Source organism: Ruegeria sp. BHSC276 (assembly GCF_059612945.1).
This window is the reverse complement of sequence record NZ_JBXWRP010000001.1, coordinates 452404-470970: the sequence shown is the minus strand read 5'-3', so window position 1 is coordinate 470970 and position 18567 is coordinate 452404. Positions and strand designations below refer to the sequence as shown.

At 63.5% G+C, this 18567-nt stretch carries 13 protein-coding genes; 6 read left to right on the top strand and 7 right to left on the bottom strand.

Features of this window, described 5'->3' with window-relative positions; translation table 11 throughout:
- Nucleotides 1-41: 41 nt before the first annotated feature.
- The 5 genes from pth to AC2FMD_RS02305 form a co-directional block, all read right to left on the bottom strand.
- Complete coding sequence (gene pth / locus AC2FMD_RS02325) at nucleotides 42-722, bottom strand: aminoacyl-tRNA hydrolase (RefSeq protein WP_496686909.1); 681 nt, start codon at nucleotides 720-722, stop codon at nucleotides 42-44.
- 129 nt (nucleotides 723-851) lie between these two features.
- Nucleotides 852-1499 (bottom strand): 50S ribosomal protein L25/general stress protein Ctc, encoded by a 648-nt coding sequence (locus tag AC2FMD_RS02320; protein WP_496681983.1) that lies wholly within the window; start codon nucleotides 1497-1499, stop codon nucleotides 852-854.
- Between the two features lie 110 nt (nucleotides 1500-1609).
- Nucleotides 1610-2776: an alpha-hydroxy acid oxidase gene (locus AC2FMD_RS02315; RefSeq protein ID WP_496711324.1), complete on the bottom strand. Its 1167-nt coding sequence runs from the start codon at nucleotides 2774-2776 to the stop codon at nucleotides 1610-1612.
- 158 nt (nucleotides 2777-2934) lie between these two features.
- Nucleotides 2935-3726 (bottom strand): tryptophan synthase subunit alpha, encoded by a 792-nt coding sequence (trpA, locus tag AC2FMD_RS02310; RefSeq protein ID WP_496794610.1) that lies wholly within the window; start codon nucleotides 3724-3726, stop codon nucleotides 2935-2937.
- 78 nt (nucleotides 3727-3804) lie between these two features.
- Nucleotides 3805-4290 (bottom strand): acyloxyacyl hydrolase, encoded by a 486-nt coding sequence (locus AC2FMD_RS02305; protein WP_496794609.1) that lies wholly within the window; start codon nucleotides 4288-4290, stop codon nucleotides 3805-3807.
- A 194-nt stretch (nucleotides 4291-4484) separates the two neighbouring features.
- Here AC2FMD_RS02305 and ychF point away from each other — a divergent pair, with 194 nt between their 5' ends.
- The 6 genes from ychF (at nucleotide 4485) to AC2FMD_RS02275 (ending at nucleotide 12545) form a co-directional block, all read left to right on the top strand.
- Entirely contained in the window at nucleotides 4485-5582 is a 1098-nt protein-coding gene (gene ychF / locus AC2FMD_RS02300; RefSeq protein ID WP_005978002.1) for a redox-regulated ATPase YchF, read from the top strand.
- A gap of 72 nt (nucleotides 5583-5654) precedes the next feature.
- The gene (locus AC2FMD_RS02295; protein WP_496743423.1) at nucleotides 5655-6536 is read left to right on the top strand and encodes a LysR family transcriptional regulator; all 882 of its coding nucleotides are present in this window, start codon (nucleotides 5655-5657) and stop codon (nucleotides 6534-6536) included.
- Nucleotides 6537-6622: 86 nt separating this feature from the next.
- Entirely contained in the window at nucleotides 6623-8326 is a 1704-nt protein-coding gene (locus tag AC2FMD_RS02290; protein WP_496794608.1) for an NAD(P)H-dependent oxidoreductase subunit E, read from the top strand.
- Nucleotides 8327-8337: 11 nt separating this feature from the next.
- Nucleotides 8338-11121, top strand: coding sequence for a formate dehydrogenase subunit alpha (fdhF, locus tag AC2FMD_RS02285; RefSeq protein WP_496794607.1), 2784 nt, complete (start codon nucleotides 8338-8340; stop codon nucleotides 11119-11121).
- Between the two features lie 117 nt (nucleotides 11122-11238).
- On the top strand, nucleotides 11239-12027 hold the full coding sequence (locus AC2FMD_RS02280) for a cyclase family protein (protein WP_496743419.1): 789 nt from the start codon (nucleotides 11239-11241) through the stop codon (nucleotides 12025-12027).
- Nucleotides 12024-12545 carry a thioesterase family protein gene (locus AC2FMD_RS02275; RefSeq protein WP_496743418.1) on the top strand — a complete coding sequence of 174 codons (522 nt, stop codon included), beginning with the start codon at nucleotides 12024-12026 and terminating at the stop codon, nucleotides 12543-12545. The genes AC2FMD_RS02280 and AC2FMD_RS02275 overlap by 4 nt, the downstream gene beginning before the upstream one ends.
- 21 nt (nucleotides 12546-12566) lie before the next feature.
- On the opposite strand, the gene AC2FMD_RS02270 is transcribed toward AC2FMD_RS02275, so the two are convergent.
- Nucleotides 12567-16658: a translocation/assembly module TamB domain-containing protein gene (locus AC2FMD_RS02270; RefSeq protein WP_496794606.1), complete on the bottom strand. Its 4092-nt coding sequence runs from the start codon at nucleotides 16656-16658 to the stop codon at nucleotides 12567-12569.
- Nucleotides 16655-18460 (bottom strand): autotransporter assembly complex protein TamA, encoded by a 1806-nt coding sequence (locus AC2FMD_RS02265; protein ID WP_496794605.1) that lies wholly within the window; start codon nucleotides 18458-18460, stop codon nucleotides 16655-16657. The genes AC2FMD_RS02270 and AC2FMD_RS02265 overlap by 4 nt, the downstream gene beginning before the upstream one ends.
- Between the last annotated feature and the right edge of the window lie 107 nt (nucleotides 18461-18567).

The following is an 18567-nucleotide window of genomic DNA, read 5'->3' as shown; positions in this document are numbered from 1 at the left end:
CGTTCAATCCGCAATCGCTACGTTGCGGCAGGCTTCGGGGCCTATTTGAACTTGTCCAGCAGCTTCTGCATCGCCGAACGCGTGTCGGCCTCGGGCGCGGTGGGGTGGGTAGCAGGTTTGGGCGCGGGCTTGGTTGCCGTGGTCGAGCTGCGCGGCGGCGCGGTGCGCAGGGCGACGGCATTCATGAATTTGGCCGTATCGCCCTCGGCCAGATGCACGGCGCCATCGGAAACCCCGCGCAGAACGTCCTCCAGCCACTGAGAATCAGCCTTGGCGAAGTCGCCCAGTACGTAGGCCGAGACCAGTTCCTTGCGGCCGGGATGCCCGATGCCCAGACGCACCCGGTCATAGGCCGCCCCGATGTGGTCATGGATCGACCGCAGGCCGTTATGCCCCGCATGTCCGCCGCCCGATTTGGCACGCACCTTGCCGGGGGCTAGGTCCAGCTCGTCGTGGAACACGGTCACGTCGGTCGAGTCGAGCTTGTAGAACCGCATCGCCTCACCCACGGACTGGCCCGACCGGTTCATGAAGGTCATCGGCTTGAGCAGCAGAACCTTTTCGCGGCCCAGCCGGCCTTCGGAAACCTCGCCCTGGAATTTGGACCGCCAGGGGCCAAAGCCATGCGCGTCGGCGATGGCGTCCACGGCCATGAAGCCGATATTGTGCCGGTTCCTCGCGTATTTCGCGCCCGGGTTGCCCAGTCCGACGAACAGTTTCATCCTTGGTTCCTTGCGTTGCACGGAATGTTGGTTGCACCGATCAGGTAAACAAGCGCGGTCCGCGGTTCAAACGAAAAACGGGGCGCCTTGCGACACCCCGTTTGAATTCGGAACAATCCGGGACTGGATTTATTCCTGATCCTCGCCGACGACTTCGACTGCATCGGCAGCTACTTCTTCTTCGCCGTCCTCGTCATCGGTGACCAAGCCGGTCGGGGCCGAGATGTTGGCGATCACGAAGTCACGATCGATGGTCGGCTTGGTGCCGTTGGGCAGATCGACCGACGAGATGGTCACGACGTCGTTGATGTTCAGGCCGGTCAGATCGACGGTGATCTTTTCGGGAATGTCACCGGCGGTGCAGACCAGTTCGACCTCGGGGCGGACGACGGTCAGAACGCCGCCCTTCTTGATGCCGGGGGCCGCGTCTTCGTTGATGAACTCGACCGGGATGTACAGCGCGATCTTGCTGGTGCGGCGCAGACGCATCAGGTCCAGGTGGGTCGGCAGGTCCTTGACCACGTCACGCTGCACGTCGCGGCAGATGACGCGGACGTCTTCGTGGCCCTCGACCTTCAGGTTCCACAGAGTCGACTTGAAGCGGCCTGCCTTCAGGCGCTTGAACAGTTCGTTGAACGGAATCTGGATCGGCAGCGGGTCTTTGTCGCCACCAAATACGATGCCCGGAACCATGCCGTCGCGGCGTGCCTGACGAGCGGCGCCCTTGCCCGTCCCCGTCCGTTCCAGAGCTACGAGATCAGGAATCTCACCAGCCATGATAAATCTCCAATGTTAGGGCAGGGTGCCTCCAAGGCTGTCACCCCGCGTGAAGCGGCGTCCTTAGACCGAATCCGGCCATTTGGAAAGGGGTAAAAACGATTTCCGCGTCATTCCTGCCAGCGGCCGCAGAAATCCTGCGGGACAAGCAGGTTGTGCGGCCCCAGATCGGCCACGTTGCGCTCGCCGCACAGGGCCATGGTGGTGTCCAGTTCCTTCTGGATCACTTCCAGCGCTGTGGTCACGCCCTTTTGGCCCATCGCGCCCAGCCCGTAGACGAAAGCGCGCCCGATATAGGTGCCTTTGGCCCCCAACGCCAGCGCCTTGAGCACGTCCTGCCCCGAGCGGATACCGCTGTCGAGATGCACTTCGACATCGCCGCCCACCGCATCCATGATCCGCGGCAGCATCCGGATTGAGCTGAGTGCGCCGTCCAATTGCCTCCCGCCGTGGTTCGAGACCACGATGGCGTCGGCGCCCAACTTGGCCGCCATCTTGGCGTCTTCGGGGTCAAGGATACCCTTCAGGATCACCTTGCCGCCCCATTGCTCCATCAGTTTCTCGATCTTTTTCCAGTCGAGGCTGGGATCGAACTGTTCAGCGGTCCACGCACCCAGCGACGAGGCGTCCGAGATGCCCTGAACATGACCCACGATATTGCCGAACTCGCGCCGTTTCGCGCCCAGCATCTCGATGCCCCAGGCCCATTTCGTCATCAGGTTGGCGATGGTCTTGGCGGTCAGTTTCGGCGGGGCGGACAGGCCGTTCTTCAAGTCCTTGTGCCGTTGGCCGAGGATTTGCAGATCAAGGGTGATGACCAGGGCCGAGCATTTGGCATCCTTGGCGCGCTGGATCAGGCGGCGGACATAGTCCTCGTCCTTCATGGTGTACAGCTGGAACCAGAACGGCGCACCGGTATGTTCGGCCACATCCTCGATCGAGTTGATCGACATGGTCGACAGCGTGAAGGGCACGCCGAAATCCAGCGCGGCCTTGGCGGCCTTCATTTCACCATCCGCATGCTGCATCCCGGTCAGGCCCACGGGCGCAAGGGCCACCGGCATGGCCACGTCCTGTCCTATCATCTGCGACGCGGTCGAGCGGCCGGACATGTCCACCGCAACCTTCTGGCGCAGGCGGATGTCGTGGAAATCCGCGCTGTTGTCGCGGAAGGTCTGCTCGGTCCAGCTGCCGCTTTCGGCATAGTCATAGAACATCCGGGGCACCCGGCGTTCATAGATGCGTTTGAGGTCGTCGATATTGGTAATGACAGGCATGGCCGCGCCCTTCTGCAGATTGGTTAGGTTTCTTTACCAATTCTTCCGCCAAGGCGCAACGGCCAGTTGCGCATGTGGTCAGATGGGTCAAAGACGCAAAGATAAACCGCCGCGGGCGTGCGGCCTGCAGCGGCTGAAATCCGTTTCGGATTTTGCCGTCAGGCGCTGTGGGCGCCGTCTGACAGCGATTTCACGAAGTCCAGAACCTCGGCCACCGGTTTTCCGGCGGCGATCTGGCTGACGATGGCCGAGCCGACCACCGCCCCGTCGGCAACGCTGGCGATGGCGCGTGATTTCTCGGGCGTGTTGATGCCGAACCCCACGATCACCGGAAGATCGGTCGCCGCCTTGATGCGCGCGACCTCGGGGCCGACATTGGTGGCCTCGGCCTCGGCCGCACCGGTGATGCCGGTGATCGAGACGTAATAGACAAAGCCCGAGGTATTCTGCAGCACCCGCGGCAGGCGCTTGTCATCGGTGGTGGGTGTGGCCAGCCGGATGAAGTTCAGCCCGGCCGCCTGCGCGGGCAGGCACAGCTCGTCGTCTTCCTCGGGCGGCAGGTCAACGACGATCAGTCCGTCGATGCCGGCCTCTTTGGCGTCGGCCAGGAACTTGTCCACGCCGCGGCTGTAGATCGGGTTGTAATAGCCCATCAGCACGATCGGCGTGGTGTCGTCGGTTTCCCGGAACGCCTTGGCCAGATCCAGCGTGCGCTGCAGCGTCATGCCGCCGTCCAGTGCCCTTTGACCGGCGGCCTGAATTGTCGGGCCGTCAGCCATCGGATCGGTGAAGGGCAGACCCAGTTCGATCACGTCGACGCCGGCCCCCGGCAGGCCGCGGACGATTTCAAGCGAGGTGTCATAGTCGGGATCCCCGGCCATGACATAGGCGACAAAGGCCTTCTTACCCTCGGCCTTCAGGGCGGCGAACTTGGCGTCGATACGGGTCATGGACGATCCTTGCATACAGGTTTGGACCCGATGTGCAGAAAGTTTGGCCGAAAATCAATCCCGTCCTGACCGCCGGGGTCAGAAGTTCAGATGATACCGCAGCATAAGGGCGTTCATGCCGGGGTTTTTTTCTTGCGTGCTTGCGTTCGATTTGTGGGTGATCGCAAGCGATACGTCGTTGCCGCCGTTCAGCGTATAGCCGACGCCCAGCAGGCTGCGGATCTGAAAGCTGCCGCCCAGGTCATTCAGCGCCAGCGACTCGTTGTAATAGCCGGGCATCACGCTGCCTTCGACGAACCATCGGTTGGCAAACTGGTAGGTTCCGATCAGTCCGGCCCCGATATGGCTGTCGCCGTCCTTGTCCGACGAAATCGCCGCACCCCAGGTCGCACTGAACCGTTCGGCCTGATGGAACGGCCGGTGCTGATATTCCAGCGAGAAAATCGCTTGATCTGCAGACAGGCGGTCCGAGAAATCGGCATAACCGGCCCCAAAAATGATGGTTTGCGCCGGTGCTATGGTCGCAAAGGCTGAAAGCGCGGCTGAGGCAAGAAGGTTTTTCATGTCAAATCATAACCTTTGAAGAACTCGGATCGTAAATCGGAACCGTATGTCGGTAAGTTCAACACGGGAAGGCGCACGATTCCGCGACTTTTCGTGATGTTGCCGATGGGACTCAGTCTGGCGGCAGACCAGCGCCTTGCGGATTCCCCGTGAGATGCATAGAAGCAGCCGTCGAATGGCATCAGGAGGCCGCAATGGGCTTTAAAATGGGTATCGTGGGTCTGCCGAATGTCGGCAAGTCGACCCTGTTCAACGCGCTGACCAAGACCGCGGCCGCGCAGGCGGCGAATTTCCCGTTCTGCACGATCGAACCCAATGTGGGTGACGTTGCGGTGCCGGATGCGCGCCTGGACAAGCTGGCCGCCATTGCCAAATCCAAGCAGATCATCCCGACCCGGATGACCTTCGTCGACATCGCCGGACTGGTCAAAGGCGCCTCGAAAGGCGAAGGGCTGGGCAACCAATTCCTGGCCAACATCCGCGAGGTGGACGCCATCGCCCATGTGCTGCGCTGTTTCGAAGACGGCGACGTAACCCATGTCGAGGGCCGCGTCGATCCGGTTGCCGATGCCGAGACGATCGAGACCGAGCTGATGCTGGCCGATCTGGAAAGCATTGAAAAGCGACGCGCCAACCTGGTGCGCAAGCTCAAGGGCAACGACAAGGAGGCCCAGCAGCAGGACCGCCTGTTGGCCGCCGCACAACAGATGCTGGAGGACGGCAAGCCCGCCCGCCTGGTCGAGGTCAGCGACGAGGATGCGAAGGCCTGGAAAAATCTGCAACTGCTGACGACCAAGCCGGTTCTCTATGTCTGCAACGTATCCGAGGAAGATGCGGCCACCGGCAATGAGTATTCCGAACGCGTGGCCAAGATGGCGGCCGAGCAGGGTAACGCCCACGTCATCATCAGCGCCAAGATCGAAGAAGAGATCAGCCTGCTGGAGCCGGACGAGGCACAGATGTTCCTGCAGGAAATGGGGCTGGAAGAACCCGGCCTCGATCGCCTGATCCGCGCGGGTTACGACCTGCTCAAGCTGGAAACCTATTTCACCGTCGGCCCGAAAGAGGCACGTGCCTGGACCATCCGTCGCGGCACGCTGGCCCCGCAGGCCGCGGGCGTGATCCACGGCGATTTCGAAAAGGGCTTCATCCGCGCCGAGACCATCGCCTATGACGACTTTGTCGCCTGCAACGGTGAACAGGGCGCCAAGGAAGCCGGCAAGATGCGGGCCGAAGGCAAAAGCTATGTCGTCAAGGATGGCGACGTGCTGCACTTCCTGTTCAACACCTGATCGCGAAACGTCTTTTCCCGGCGGGCAAACCCGGTATCCTGCGGGCATCCTCCGCAACCCCGAGGCCCGCCCGTGTTCGACCTTCGCGACCTGCACCTGCTGTCCGCGCTTGCGCGCCATCGCCATTTCGCCAAGGCGGCCGAGGAATGCGGCATCTCGCAACCCGCGTTCTCGATGCGCATCCGCAACCTCGAGGATCGGCTGGGCGTGTCGATCGTGCGCCGGGCCAACCGGTTTCAGGGCCTGACCGAAGAGGGCGAGATGATCGTCCGCCGCGCCCGCCGTATCTTGGATGACGCCAAGGCGCTGGAGCAGGAGGTGCAGGCGATCAAGGGCGAGATCACCGGCACCCTGATCCTTGGCGTGATCCCGACCGCCATCGCTTTTACCGGACGCCTGATCAAACGGTTGCAGGCGGCGCATCCCCGCATCCTGTCGCGGATCGAGACGATGTCGGCCACCGCGATTCAGTACCGGCTGGACGAAGGCAGCATTGATGCCGGGATCACCTATGGCGACAGCATCGGCACCGATCTGCGCCATGTTCATCCCCTATACGAGGAAACCTATGTGCTGCTCGTGCCCGAGCACATGACGCAGGAAACCGGCCCGATCCCTTGGGCACGCGTGGCCGAGTTCCCGCTCAGCCTGCTGGAGCCGCAGATGCAGAACCGGCGCATTCTCGACAGGATTTTCGCCGAACAAGGGCTACATCCTCATGTAGTGGCCGAAACCAGCGGTTTCACCGCCTCGATGGTCATGGCGCGCGAAGGGCTGGCGGCGACGGTTGTGCCGCGCGTTCTGGTACGGGCGCTGGGCGATCTTGAGGGGACGCGGGTCCTGCCTTTGGTCGATCCGGTGGTCAGCAAGCCGATCTGTCTGGCGACCTTGGCGCGCGACCCGGAACTGCCGACGGTCGATGCCTTGCGACGGGTGGTGACGTCTTTGCGGTGATAAACCGTCGTTATCGTGCCATTCGGTTTTGCGATTTGACGATATGGTTTGCTGATGAGACACGGGGCCTCAATTCGGAGGGCATCATGGCACCATTGGACACCAAGCCATCAAGCGCGCCCAAGGGCGTCTGGAAGTCAGGCAAAGGCAAGGGGCGGCACACGCCCAAGGGCCGACAGTTCACGGACGAAGCGCAGGCCGAGATTCAGCGCCTGCTGGGCGACCGCCCGCGCCGCCGCGACCTGCTGATCGAGTTTCTGCATCTGATCCAGGACACGCACGGCCATATCAGCGCCGACCACATTGCCGCGCTGGCCGTTGAGATGCGAGTCGGTCAGGCCGAGATCTACGAGACCGCGACTTTCTATGCCCATTTCGACGTGGTCAAAGAAGGTGAAACGCCGCCCCCCGCGCTGACCATCCGCGTTTGTGATTCCCTGTCCTGCGAATTGGCCGGCGCACAACAGCTGAAGAAGGCGCTGGAAGATGGGCTGGACCCGTCCGAAGTGCGCGTTCTGCGCGCGCCCTGCATGGGGCGCTGCGACACCGCGCCGGTGCTGGAAATCGGGCACAACCATATCGACCACGCCACCCCAGAAAAGGTGCAGGCCGCCATCGCGGCGGGCGATACCCACGCCCATCTGCCCGACTACGAGACCTTCGCGACCTATTTCGAAAACGGTGGTTACGCCAAACTAAGAGAACTGCGCGAAGGTGGCGACTGGGAAGCGGTTCAGGAACAGGTTCTGGCCTCGGGTCTGCGCGGCTTGGGCGGCGCCGGTTTCCCGTCGGGCAAGAAATGGGGCTTTGTCCGCATGAACGACGGCCCGCGTTACCTGGCTGTCAACGGTGACGAGGGCGAGCCCGGCACCTTCAAGGACCGCTACTATCTTGAACGCACGCCGCATGTTTTCCTCGAAGGGATGCTGATCGCCGCATGGGCAGTCGAGGCTGAGACCTGCTTCATCTACATGCGCGACGAATACCCGGCGGTGCTGGAAATCCTACGGCGCGAGATTGCAGCGTTGGAACAGGCCGGGATCGTCGAGAAAGGCTATATCGACCTGCGCCGCGGTGCGGGCGCCTATATCTGCGGCGAAGAATCCGCGATGATCGAGTCGATCGAGGGCAAGAAGGGCCTGCCGCGCCACCGCCCGCCCTTTGTGGCGCAGGTCGGCGTGTTTGGCCGCCCGACGCTGGTGCACAATGTCGAGACGCTCTACTGGGTGTCCAAGATCTGCCGGGAAGGCCCGGAAATCCTCAATTCGGTTGAAAAGAATGGCCGCAAAGGCCTGCGCAGCTACTCGGTCTCGGGCCGGGTGGCCAAGCCGGGGGTCTACCTGCTGCCGGCAGGGTCGACCATTCTTGACGTGATTAATGCCGCCGGGGGCATGGCCGAGGGTCACGTTTTCAAAGCGTATCAACCGGGCGGGCCGTCCTCGGGCCTGTTGCCCGCGTCGATGGACGACATCCCGTTGGACTTCGACACTCTGCAACCGCATGGCACCTTCATCGGGTCCGCCGCCGTAGTGGTCCTGTCCGATCAGGACACCGCGCGCGACGCGGCGCTGAACATGCTGCGGTTCTTCGAGGACGAAAGCTGTGGCCAGTGCACGCCCTGCCGCGCGGGTTGCGAAAAGGCGGTGAAGCTGATGCAGGCCGAGAAATGGGACACCGACCTGCTGGAAGACCTGTGCCAGGTGATGGGTGATGCCTCGATCTGCGGTCTCGGGCAGGCGGCTCCGAACCCGATCCGCCTGGTCATGAAACATTTCGCCAATGAGATCTGAGGGAGACAGCTATGCTTGACGCGAGCGAAACCAAGACCGTCACCTTCAACCTGAACGGCGAAGACGTGACGGTACCCGAGGGCACCACGATCTGGGAAGCGGCCAACGGCAAGGGTCTGGTCATCCCGCATCTGTGCCACAAGCCCGCGCCGGGCTATCGCCCTGACGGCAATTGCCGCGCCTGTATGGTCGAGGTCGAGGGCGAGCGGACGCTGGTCGCCTCGTGCATCCGCCCGGCGGCTGAAGGGATGGTTGTGAAAACCGACACCGACCGCGCCGAGAAATCGCGCGCGCTGGTGATGGAATTGTTGGTGGCCGACCAGCCAGAGCAGCCGCATGATACCTCCAGCCATTTCTGGGACATGGCCAAGCTGAACGATGTCAGCGACAGCCGCTTTCCCGCGAAAGAGCCCGAGAAGATCCCGCTGCTGGATGACAGCCATGTGGCGATGCGGGTCAATCTGGATGCCTGCATCAACTGCAACCTCTGCGTCCGTGCCTGCCGCGAGGTGCAGGTGAATGACGTGATCGGCATGGCCGGCCGCGGGCATACCGCGCAGGTGGTGTTCGACCAGAACGACCCGATGGGCGAGTCGACCTGCGTGGCCTGCGGCGAATGCGTTCAGGCCTGCCCGACCGGCGCGCTGATGCCCGCCACCGTGCTGGACGACCAGCAGCGCGGCGACAGCAAGGATTACGACTCCGAGACCGAAAGCGTCTGCCCATTCTGCGGCGTGGGCTGCAAGGTCAGCCTCAAGGTCAAGAACGGCAAGGTCAAATATGTCGAGGGCATCAACGGTCCCGCCAACGAAGGCCGCCTGTGCGTCAAGGGTCGGTTCGGATTCGACTACATCCACCACCCGCACCGCCTGACCAAGCCGCTGATCCGGCGCGAGGATGCGCCGCCCAAGGGGTTGAACGTCGATCCCGCCGACTGGAGCACCCATTTCCGCGAGGCGACCTGGGACGAAGCGCTGGACCTGGCCGCCAAGGGGCTGATGAAGCTGCGGGATGAGGATCCGCGCAGCGTGGCGGGCTTTGGCTCGGCCAAATGCACCAACGAAGAGGCCTATCTGTTCCAGAAGTTCATCCGGCAGGGCTTTGGCCACAACAACGTGGACCACTGCACGCGGCTGTGCCACGCCTCGTCGGTGGCGGCGCTGATCGAGAACGTGGGCTCGGGCGCAGTGACCGCGACCTTCAACGAGATCGAAAATGCCGATGTGGCGATCATCATCGGCGCCAACCCGATCGAGAATCACCCCGTCGCGGCGACCTATTTCAAGCAGTTCGCCAAGCGCGGCGGCAAGCTGATCGTGATGGACCCGCGCGGCGTGGGCATGCGCAAATTCGCGACCGAGATGCTGCAGTTCCGGCCCGGTGCCGATGTCTCGATGCTGAACGCGATCATGAACGTGATCGTCGAGGAAGAGCTGTATGACAGCCAGTACATCCACCGCTGGACCGAGAACTGGGAGGCCGAGAAGGAGCACCTGCGCCAGTTCACGCCCGAGAAGATGGCGCCGATCTGCGGCATCGAACCGGACCAGCTGCGCCGCGTGGCCCGAATTTTCGCCAATGCGAATGCGGGGCTGATCTTCTGGGGCATGGGCGTCAGCCAGCATATACACGGCACCGACAATTCGCGCTGCCTGATCTCGCTGGCGCTGATGACGGGCAATGTGGGCAAACCGGGCGCGGGTCTGCACCCGCTGCGGGGGCAGAACAACGTGCAGGGGGCTTCGGATGCGGGCCTGATCCCGATGTTCCTGCCCGACTACCAGTCGGTCACCGACGACGCTGTTCGAGCCAAGTTCAGTCAGGTCTGGAATTCGGGCGATTTCTCGAACGAGAAGGGCCTGACCGTGACCGAGATCATCGACCACGCCTATGTGGGGAAGATCAAGGGCATGTACATCCTGGGCGAAAACCCGGCCATGTCCGACCCCGACGTGAACCACGCCCGCGAGGCGCTGGCCAAGCTGGACCTGATGATCGTGCAGGACATCTTTTTGACCGAAACGGCAAACTATGCCGACATCATCCTGCCGGCCTCGGCGCTGTATGAAAAGAACGGCACGGTGTCGAACACCAACCGCCAAGTGCAGCGCGTGCGCCCCGCGGTGCCGCCGCCGGGCGATGCGCGCGAGGACTGGGCGATCACCGTCGATCTGGCAAAGCGCATCGGGCTGAACTGGGATTACACGGAAGTCTCGCAGGTCTTTGCCGAGATGAAGCTGACCATGGCGTCGCTGGACAACATCACATGGGAGCGGCTCGAGACCGAGAGCATCACCTATCCGTCGCTGTCCGAAACCGATCCGGGCCAGTCCATCGTGTTCGGCGACGGCTTCCCGCGCCCCGATGGCCGTGCGAAATTCACTCCGGCCAGCATCATCCCCCCGGATGAGGCCCCGGACGAGGAATTCCCGATGATCGCCACCACAGGGCGGCAGCTGGAACACTGGCACACCGGGTCCATGACCCGTCGTGCCAAGGTTCTGGACGCAGTCGAGCCCGAGGCGAACTGTTCGATGAACCCGCGAACGCTCAAGCTGATGGGGATCGAGCCGGGCGAGATGGTGCGTCTGAGCACCCGGCGCGGCTCGATCGAGATCATGGTGCGCGCCGACCGGGCGATCGCCGAGGACATGGTGTTCATCCCCTTCGCCTATGTCGAGGCGGCGGCCAATATCCTGACGAACCCGGCCATCGACCCCTATGGCAAGATCCCCGAGTTCAAGTTCTCGGCCATCCGTGTTGAAAAGATCGAGGACGCCATCGCGGCCGAGTAACGACTGCCACCACTCACCAAAACCTTGAAAAGGCGGGCCTACATGCCCGCCTTTTTCTTGGCTTGACAGATGCTTGCAGCCAGCCAACCCTTGAGCCGCGCAATCCCGGAGGAGTTCATGGCCCGCCGTTTCGTCGATCTGTCCGTCCCGCTGGAAACCGGCATCGTGTCGGACCCACCGATCATGCTGCCGCAGATCGAATACATGAGCCACGACGAGACGGCCGAGCAGGTGATGGCATTTTTCCCCGGCCTGAAAAAAGAGGACCTGCCCGGCGGCGAGGGCTGGGCCATCGAACGGCTGCAGATCGCCACCCACAACGGCACCCATCTGGACGCGCCGTACCACCACCACTCGACCATGAACCGGGGCGAGCGGGCGATCACCATCGACGAGGTGCCGCTGGAGTGGTGTATGAACCCGGGCGTGAAGTTGGATTTCCGGCATTTCGAGGATGGCTACGTCGTCACCGCCGCCGATGTCGAGGCCGAGCTGAAGCGGATCGGGCATGACCTGCAACCGCTGGATATCGTCGTGGTCAACACCTCCGCCGGCACCTGCTATGGCCAGCCGGATTACCTGATGAAAGGCTGCGGAATGGGGCGCGAGGCCACGCTGTGCCTGACCGAGCGCGGCGTACGGGTGACCGGCACCGACGCTTGGAGTTGGGACGCGCCCTTTCCGCTGACCGCGCAGGAATACGCGGAAACCCATGATCCCTCGATCATCTGGGAGGGGCATCGCGCGTCGATGGAGATCGGCTATTGCCACATGGAGAAGATGACCAATCTGGAAAGCCTGCCGCCCACGGGGTTCGAGATCTCTTGCTTTCCGTTCAAGATTAAGGGCGCCTCGGCCGGGTTCGTCCGCGCGGTGGCGATCTTCGAGGAGGACAGCGCGCAATGACCCCGCAATCCGAGCCTTTGGGCGGCCATGACGGCCCGTACCCCGCACCAGTCGAAATCACCGGTTTTTCGGTCCGGCCCGACTGGATCGACTATAACGGCCACATGAATGTGGGGTATTACGGCGTGGTGTTCGATCTGGCCTTCGAACGTCTGCTGGTCGATCATCTGGGCTTGGGCGAACCGCAGGTCGCGGCGCTGGGGCAGGGGCCGTACATCCTGCAGTCTCATCTGCATTTCCTGCGCGAGGTTCGCGAAGGCGAGGCACTGGTGTTCCGGTTTCGGATGCTGGACGCCGATTACAAGCGTGGTCACTATTTTGCACAGATGGTGTCGGCCGAGGATGGCGTGGTCTGTGCCACCCAAGAGGCCCTGTTCATGAATGTCAGCCACACAACAGGTCGGTCGGAACCCTACCCGGACTGGGCCGTAGCGCGTCTGGCCCGGATGGTGGCCGATCACGCGGGTCTGGAGGCCGCGCCGCAAATCGGGCAGCCGATCGGCATCCGAAGATCCTGACGGGCCCCGCGATACTGGCCTTCAGTAATCGCGATCGAAAAAGATGCCGATCCCGGTTTCCCCTTTGCCATCCACCGTGCCGCGCACGGTGATATTGTCGGTGACGTCCAGGTTGAGGTTCACCTCGGTATCGCCCTCGGTGTTCACGGTGAAATCGGTATAGAGGTTGTCGCTCAGATAGGCGCCGGCACCCAGCCGCCCGCCACCGCCTTCGGTCGCGCCGACATCGACGGTATCAACCCCTGTCGCGTCGCGCACGCCTTTGGTGGCATCGCCGCCCGCACCGCTGAGCTGCGCCAGCGAGGCCGCCATCTGCGCGATCACGAAGGGCGAAAGCTCGGAAAACCGGTTGCCGAACAGCAACATGGCCAGCGCCTCTTCGGCCGGGCGTTCGGGGTCGGAAAACACGTCGACGGCGGGGGCGTCCAGCGGCCCGGCGATCTCGATGGTCGCGGTTCCGTCCGAGGTGCTGGCCGAGGACACGAATTCGATATACGGCTTCAGGTCGCCCTGCAGGCTGACGATCCCTTTGGTCAAGGCCAGCCGACGCCCGAGAATGTCCAGATTGCCCCGGATCAGGTCGATCTGGCCCGAAGGCACAACGGAGGCGGTGGTGCCCCTGATGAAAATCGCACCGCCAAGTTCCGCGTTGACGCCACGCCCGCGCACGAAGACGCTTTTGGGCGCAAGCAGGCTGATGTCCAGCGCGATGCGGGACTCGCCTTTCTGGGTGCGCTCGGTTTCGACCAATTGGGCATGCTGGCGCGTGACGAGGCTGGCGGCGCTTTCACCCACATGCTCGATCACCGGGATGGGTGCGGCGCCGACGGCCCCCGAGGCGGCTGCCAGGTTGATGTTGGTTTCCCCGAAGGTGATCTGCCCGGCCAGCGTGCTGTTGCGGGCCAGCGCACCGGTCATGGCGAGCTGTCCGTTCAACGTGGTTTTGTACAGCAGGTTGTCGGTCACCACCAGGTTGTTGATCGCGGTGGTGATCTGCGCATTGAAGGGCGGTGTCAGATCGACGGGGCCGCTGACGGTGAACCCGCCGCCTGCCCGCATGCCGCCGTTCAACGCGATCGTCGCGCGGCTTTGGGCAAGGTCGATCCGGCCGGTGATGCCGGTAATGGTTTGACCGGCGGTTGGTATGGCCAACGAAGTCTCCGAGGTCGTGACCGAGCCGCTGAGCGCGTCCAGCGAGGGTTGGCCATTGAGGGCCAGATCGAACTGGGCTGAGCCCTCGATCTTGTTCGGGGTAATGAACGCATTGGCGATGCCAAGATTTACGCCGCCCTGCGCGGTGATGTCGGCCGTGCCTGCTGCCTCGGAATAAGTGCCCTTGACGGTACTGTTGATCTCGGCCGGGCCGGTTGCGGCGGCGTCGATCGTCCAGACACCATCGTCACGCCGGGCATTTCCCTTGGCGGTGACGCTGCCCGGGAAGTCCGGCGCGAAACGCTCGATACGGTCGAACCTGGCGTCAAAGTCCAGATCGGCGGACCCATCCGTATTCACCGCGCCAACAAGCGCCGCGAATGAGCTGTCAGGCCCTTGCAGACGCGCCGACCCTTCCAGCCCCGAAGCCGTGGGCGCCACGTTACCATCCAGTTTCAATGGCCCCGAAATCGTGTTCGAGATGCGTGCCAGATCGTCCAGACCGGCCGAGAAACTCAGCCCGCCGGATGCCCGGTCCAACTGACCCGAGGCATTTGCCGACAGCGCGGTGCCTGCCAGCCGGAATGTGCGGATGTTCAGGCCCTGGTCGTCGTTCGCCGCGTCCACGGTCAGGGTCGTGCGACCCGGTACCAGAGCGTCGGCCAATGCGACCCCGGTCTGGATGTCGTCGGCCTTGACTGTTCCGCGAATGTCGAAGGTCCGGCTGTCTCTGGCGGCCTTGCCCGACAGTTCTGCCGAAACGGCCCCGGCCACGGGGCGGCCCGCCAATGCCGCGAACAACGACAGGTCCGGGATTTCGGCCTTGGCCCGGCCATCAACGACCAATGTCCCAGTCGGGTCGTCGATGGTGGCGGCGATCTCGGCCTGCACGGCGGCGCTGTTCAGGCTGGCCTGCCGGATGTCGATTCGGTCGCGGCCGTACGCCCCGTCGAACGCCGCCTCAACGCGGCCGGTCAACAGCGGGTCGATCTGGTCCAGTCCGGTTTGGACATCGCGGGCGTCCAGGCTGGCGGTGCCGTCGAACGTCAGCGTTTGGAACGCGCCCTTGCCATCCACCCGCGCTGACAGCGCGCCGGTCAGCGGGCGCTGGGCCAGACCCGAGAAAATCGACAGATCGGTCGCCCTCACCTCGGCCTGTCCGTCGAGCGTCAGATTGCCGCCGGGGGTCGTCACGTCTCCGCTGGCCTGCGCGGTCAGGGTCTCGCCATTGATGGTGAGCGCGCGGATCGTTATGCCGCCCGCATCGCGCCGCGCGTCCAGCGCGATGTCGGTCTCTCCGGCGATCACCGGGTCGATGTCGTCGCGGCCGGTGGACAGGTCGTACCCTTCAACGGTCAGCTTGCCGTCGAAACTCCCCTCCAGCGGCGAGCCCGCGCCTTCGACACGCAGGCTGGCCCGTCCGCCCAAGTCCAGTTTCGCCAGGCCCGAGAACCGGGACAGGTCCGTCACATCGGCGGTGGCGGTCCCGTCGACCTTCAACCCGCTTGCCAACCCGCTAATCTGTGCGTTGGCCCGCATGGCATAGTCGGTTCCGACCAGTTCGAACCCCGACAACCCAAGCGTCTGGTCTGCGCCATAGTCGAACCGGCCATCCAAGGTGATCTGGTCGCCAACCGCCGCCTTCAAGGCGGGATCGTTTGGATCGACACCGCCCAAATAGGCCTGAAGATCGCCGCTCAGGTCCAGGCCGGCGGTTTGCGTCAGAGTGCCCTGTGCCGTCAGCCGCGCCCGAGCGACGCGCAACTGCGGCGTATCGATTGCGTTGGCGGTCAGGCTGAGATCCCAGTAGTTGCCGTTCTTCTGGTCGAACAGGGCCGAGAACTGGGCTGCGCCCACCGAGGTATCCCCGCCGCCGAAGGGCAGAACCACCTCATCGCCGGCAGGCGGAGTGATCCGGCCCTGAATGGCTGCCATCTGCAAGGCATTGCCTGCGGCAAGGTTCACCTGCGCCTCGAAGCGCAGCGCCTGCGAGGTGATTTCGGCCTTGGAGACCTCCATCCCACCGCCCGGCAATGTCCGTCCGTCGATGAACAGGCGTGTGCGCGCGCCGAAGAACGGGTCGATTTCGGGGGCAAGAAACGGCCTGAGGTCGCCGCCCAGATCCGCTGTAAAGACAATGCCGTCCTGTGCGGAGGTTTGCGTTTGTTCAAGTCCCCGCAGACGTATCTGGCCGCTGACATGGTCCATCCCGTCGCTGCCCAGACCGATATCGGCGGTGAAATCCGTGATCGGCCCAGACCCTTTGGCCGTCAACCCGATGGCCGGGCTGTCGGGGATTTTCAGGGCTTGGGAAATCAGGCCGCCGGGCGCCTCGGACACGGTCAGATCAAGGTCGATCTGACGGCTTTCGTTCTGGAACCCGGCGGTCAGGGCGATCCGGTCGCCTTGGCGGTCCAGTCGGTCAATACCCAGCTTGGTGTCAAGGGTGCCGTCGGCCAGCGTCAGGTTGCCGTCTACCGACAACTTGGCCGCGACGCCGATCAGCGGTTGACCCAGCGACAGGCTGTCCACCCGGAGTTCTCCGATTTCGATGGCAACAGGCAGTTCCGGCAGTTGAAAGGGCTGGGCCTCGGCTGTGGCGGTTGGTTCATCTGACGTCGTCTTGCCAGGCGCGCGGGCGATGTCGATTTCCTGCGCCGTAAGGGCGTTCACGGAAAACCGTCCGCGGATCAGGGCCAGGCGGTTCCAGTCCAACTCGGCGTTGCGGATGGTCAGCCAGACGCCGTCGTCATCGGCGACGGTGATTTCCTCGATCGTGGCGCGGGCGCTCAGCGCGCCTTGCAGCCCCACGACGCGCACGTTGCGATTGTCGGCTGACAGGGTGTTCTGAAGGAAATCGGACAGCATGCCACCGCCGTCCGAGTCCTGTGCTGCAACGGGACCCGACAAAGTCAGCGACAGGGCGGCGATCGCAAGCGGATATAAAAGATGACGTGTCAAAATGCCTGCCCGATCCCGATGTAGAATTGCAGCCCGTTGCCGGTGTCTCCCTGGACGGGAACGGCCAGATCCAGCCGCAGGGGCCCAAACCCACCCAGATCATACCGGACCCCCAAGCCGGCGCCCGAATGGGTTTCGGCGCCGCTGCCAACGAAGGACGAGATGTCCACGGCACCGTAGTCGTAGAACCCGACCAGCGACAGTTTCTCGGTCACCTTTCCGCGGACTTCGCCGGACAGGCCCAGGAAGGATTTGCCACCGGCGATTCCGGTTCCGACGGGCACGCCCAGGCTTTCATACGGTTGGCCGCGCACGGTGCCCGCGCCTCCCGAGAAGAACAGGAAGTCGGGCGTGACCCCGTCGGCCGGCGGGCCGATCACCGAACCCAGCTGAATGCGCCCGGCAAGCACCAGCCGTCCGCCGGTGCCCAAGCTGGCATAACCACGCCCGTCGACAAACAGCCGAATCCCCGTATCGGTTCCAGACAGCCCGACAAACGGCATAACCTGGGCGTCAAGGTAATAACCGCGCGTGGCGCTGACCTTGCTGTCGCGCAGATCCCATTCGGATCGGGTCGGCAGGATGAAATACCGGAACTTGCGGCCTGTACCATAGGCGTCATCCGCTTCGGAGTAGTAGAAACCCGTGGCGGCTTCGGCATAGAGACTGTCTGAAAATGTCCGACGTGCGCCGAAGACCAGCGACGCTGCCGAGACGGTGTAATTGTCGGTGTCGCGCCGTTCCAGCAACGCGCTCCAGAATGTGCTGTCGTCGGGGCCCAGCCTGTCGGGCTGGTCCAGGCGCAGGCCCAGGCGGTAATCGACGTCTTCGGACCCGCCGATGTTGCGGATCGCGGCTTCGAGCCGCAGACGCTGGGCGCGTCGGAAAACGTTTCGGTGGGTCCAGGTGGCCGCCAGATCCAGCCCATCGCGCGAGGCGAGTTCGAGCCCGAAGGTCAGGCGGCGCTTGGGCAGGTCCTCGAAGGTGGCGTCAAAATCCAGCGTGCCGTCGGGGTTGGGTGTTTCACGCTCGACGATCGAAACGCTGCTGAATGTTCCGGTGCGACGCAACCGGGTGCCGACTCTCTGCAGCTTGTCCGGCGAATAGACCTCGCCCGAAGGGAAACCAGCGATTTTCTCGATTGACCTGTGTCTGACATCGGTGTCGCCTGCGATATGCATCTTGCCGAACCGCAGGCGTGGGCCCGGGTCCAGCCTGATCCGAGCATCCAGCCGGGCTTGGGCGTGGCGGGCGATGATCTCTTGATCGGACAGGGCGGCCTTGGGGTGGCCCGCGTTTTTCCAGCCCTGCACCCCGGCCGACGCCGCATCATGGATCGCGCCGGTAGTGGCGCGCTTTCCGGTGGCGAAGCCTTCGGGCAGGTCGGTTTCGGGGGCCACGGGGCGGATGACGGCGGTTCCGAAAGAAAACGCGGGCCCGGGATTGATCGAGATCACCGCACGGTTGATCCGCGCCGGAACGTTCACCGAGCTGAGGTCAGCGGCTTCGCGCCCGTCCAGCTTGATGCTGACCGAAGGCCCGAAATACCCCGCGTCATACAGGATCTGCACGATGGTGCGATAATCGGACAGGGCGGCCGAAAAGACCTCCAAAGGTGTGTCCAGGCCCCGGGATTCGGCCGTGATGACCGAGGACGTGTTTTCGATCTTCTTGACAACGTCCGGCGGCAGGCCCGGCGCCGACAGGGAGGTTTCCAGTGCAAGCAGGCTGTGCGGGGCCACGGCCAGCATCGCGCCAATGAACCAGCCCCTCAGACTGCACTTCCGCCTGCCTGCCCGCATCAATTGGCTCCACCCGTTCTGCATTGCGGTTTTTCAGCCGAAATGCGGCCTCCGCAACGTCCTTGATCGGCATGTTAGAACATCGCGCGCGGGAAAGGGACAGAAAT

Bases quoted from the DNA above. Each gene is read 5' to 3' on its own strand.
- pth (WP_496686909.1), bottom strand. From the start codon at position 722: ATGAAACTGTTCGTCGGACTGGGCAACCCGGGCGCGAAATACGCGAGG.
- AC2FMD_RS02320 (WP_496681983.1), bottom strand. From the start codon at position 1,499: ATGGCTGGTGAGATTCCTGATCTCGTAGCTCTGGAACGGACGGGGACG.
- AC2FMD_RS02315 (WP_496711324.1), bottom strand. From the start codon at position 2,776: ATGCCTGTCATTACCAATATCGACGACCTCAAACGCATCTATGAACGC.
- trpA (WP_496794610.1), bottom strand. From the start codon at position 3,726: ATGACCCGTATCGACGCCAAGTTCGCCGCCCTGAAGGCCGAGGGTAAG.
- AC2FMD_RS02305 (WP_496794609.1), bottom strand. From the start codon at position 4,290: ATGAAAAACCTTCTTGCCTCAGCCGCGCTTTCAGCCTTTGCGACCATA.
- ychF (WP_005978002.1), top strand. From the start codon at position 4,485: ATGGGCTTTAAAATGGGTATCGTGGGTCTGCCGAATGTCGGCAAGTCG.
- AC2FMD_RS02290 (WP_496794608.1), top strand. From the start codon at position 6,623: ATGGCACCATTGGACACCAAGCCATCAAGCGCGCCCAAGGGCGTCTGG.
- fdhF (WP_496794607.1), top strand. From the start codon at position 8,338: ATGCTTGACGCGAGCGAAACCAAGACCGTCACCTTCAACCTGAACGGC.
- AC2FMD_RS02280 (WP_496743419.1), top strand. From the start codon at position 11,239: ATGGCCCGCCGTTTCGTCGATCTGTCCGTCCCGCTGGAAACCGGCATC.
- AC2FMD_RS02275 (WP_496743418.1), top strand. From the start codon at position 12,024: ATGACCCCGCAATCCGAGCCTTTGGGCGGCCATGACGGCCCGTACCCC.
- AC2FMD_RS02265 (WP_496794605.1), bottom strand. From the start codon at position 18,460: ATGCGGGCAGGCAGGCGGAAGTGCAGTCTGAGGGGCTGGTTCATTGGC.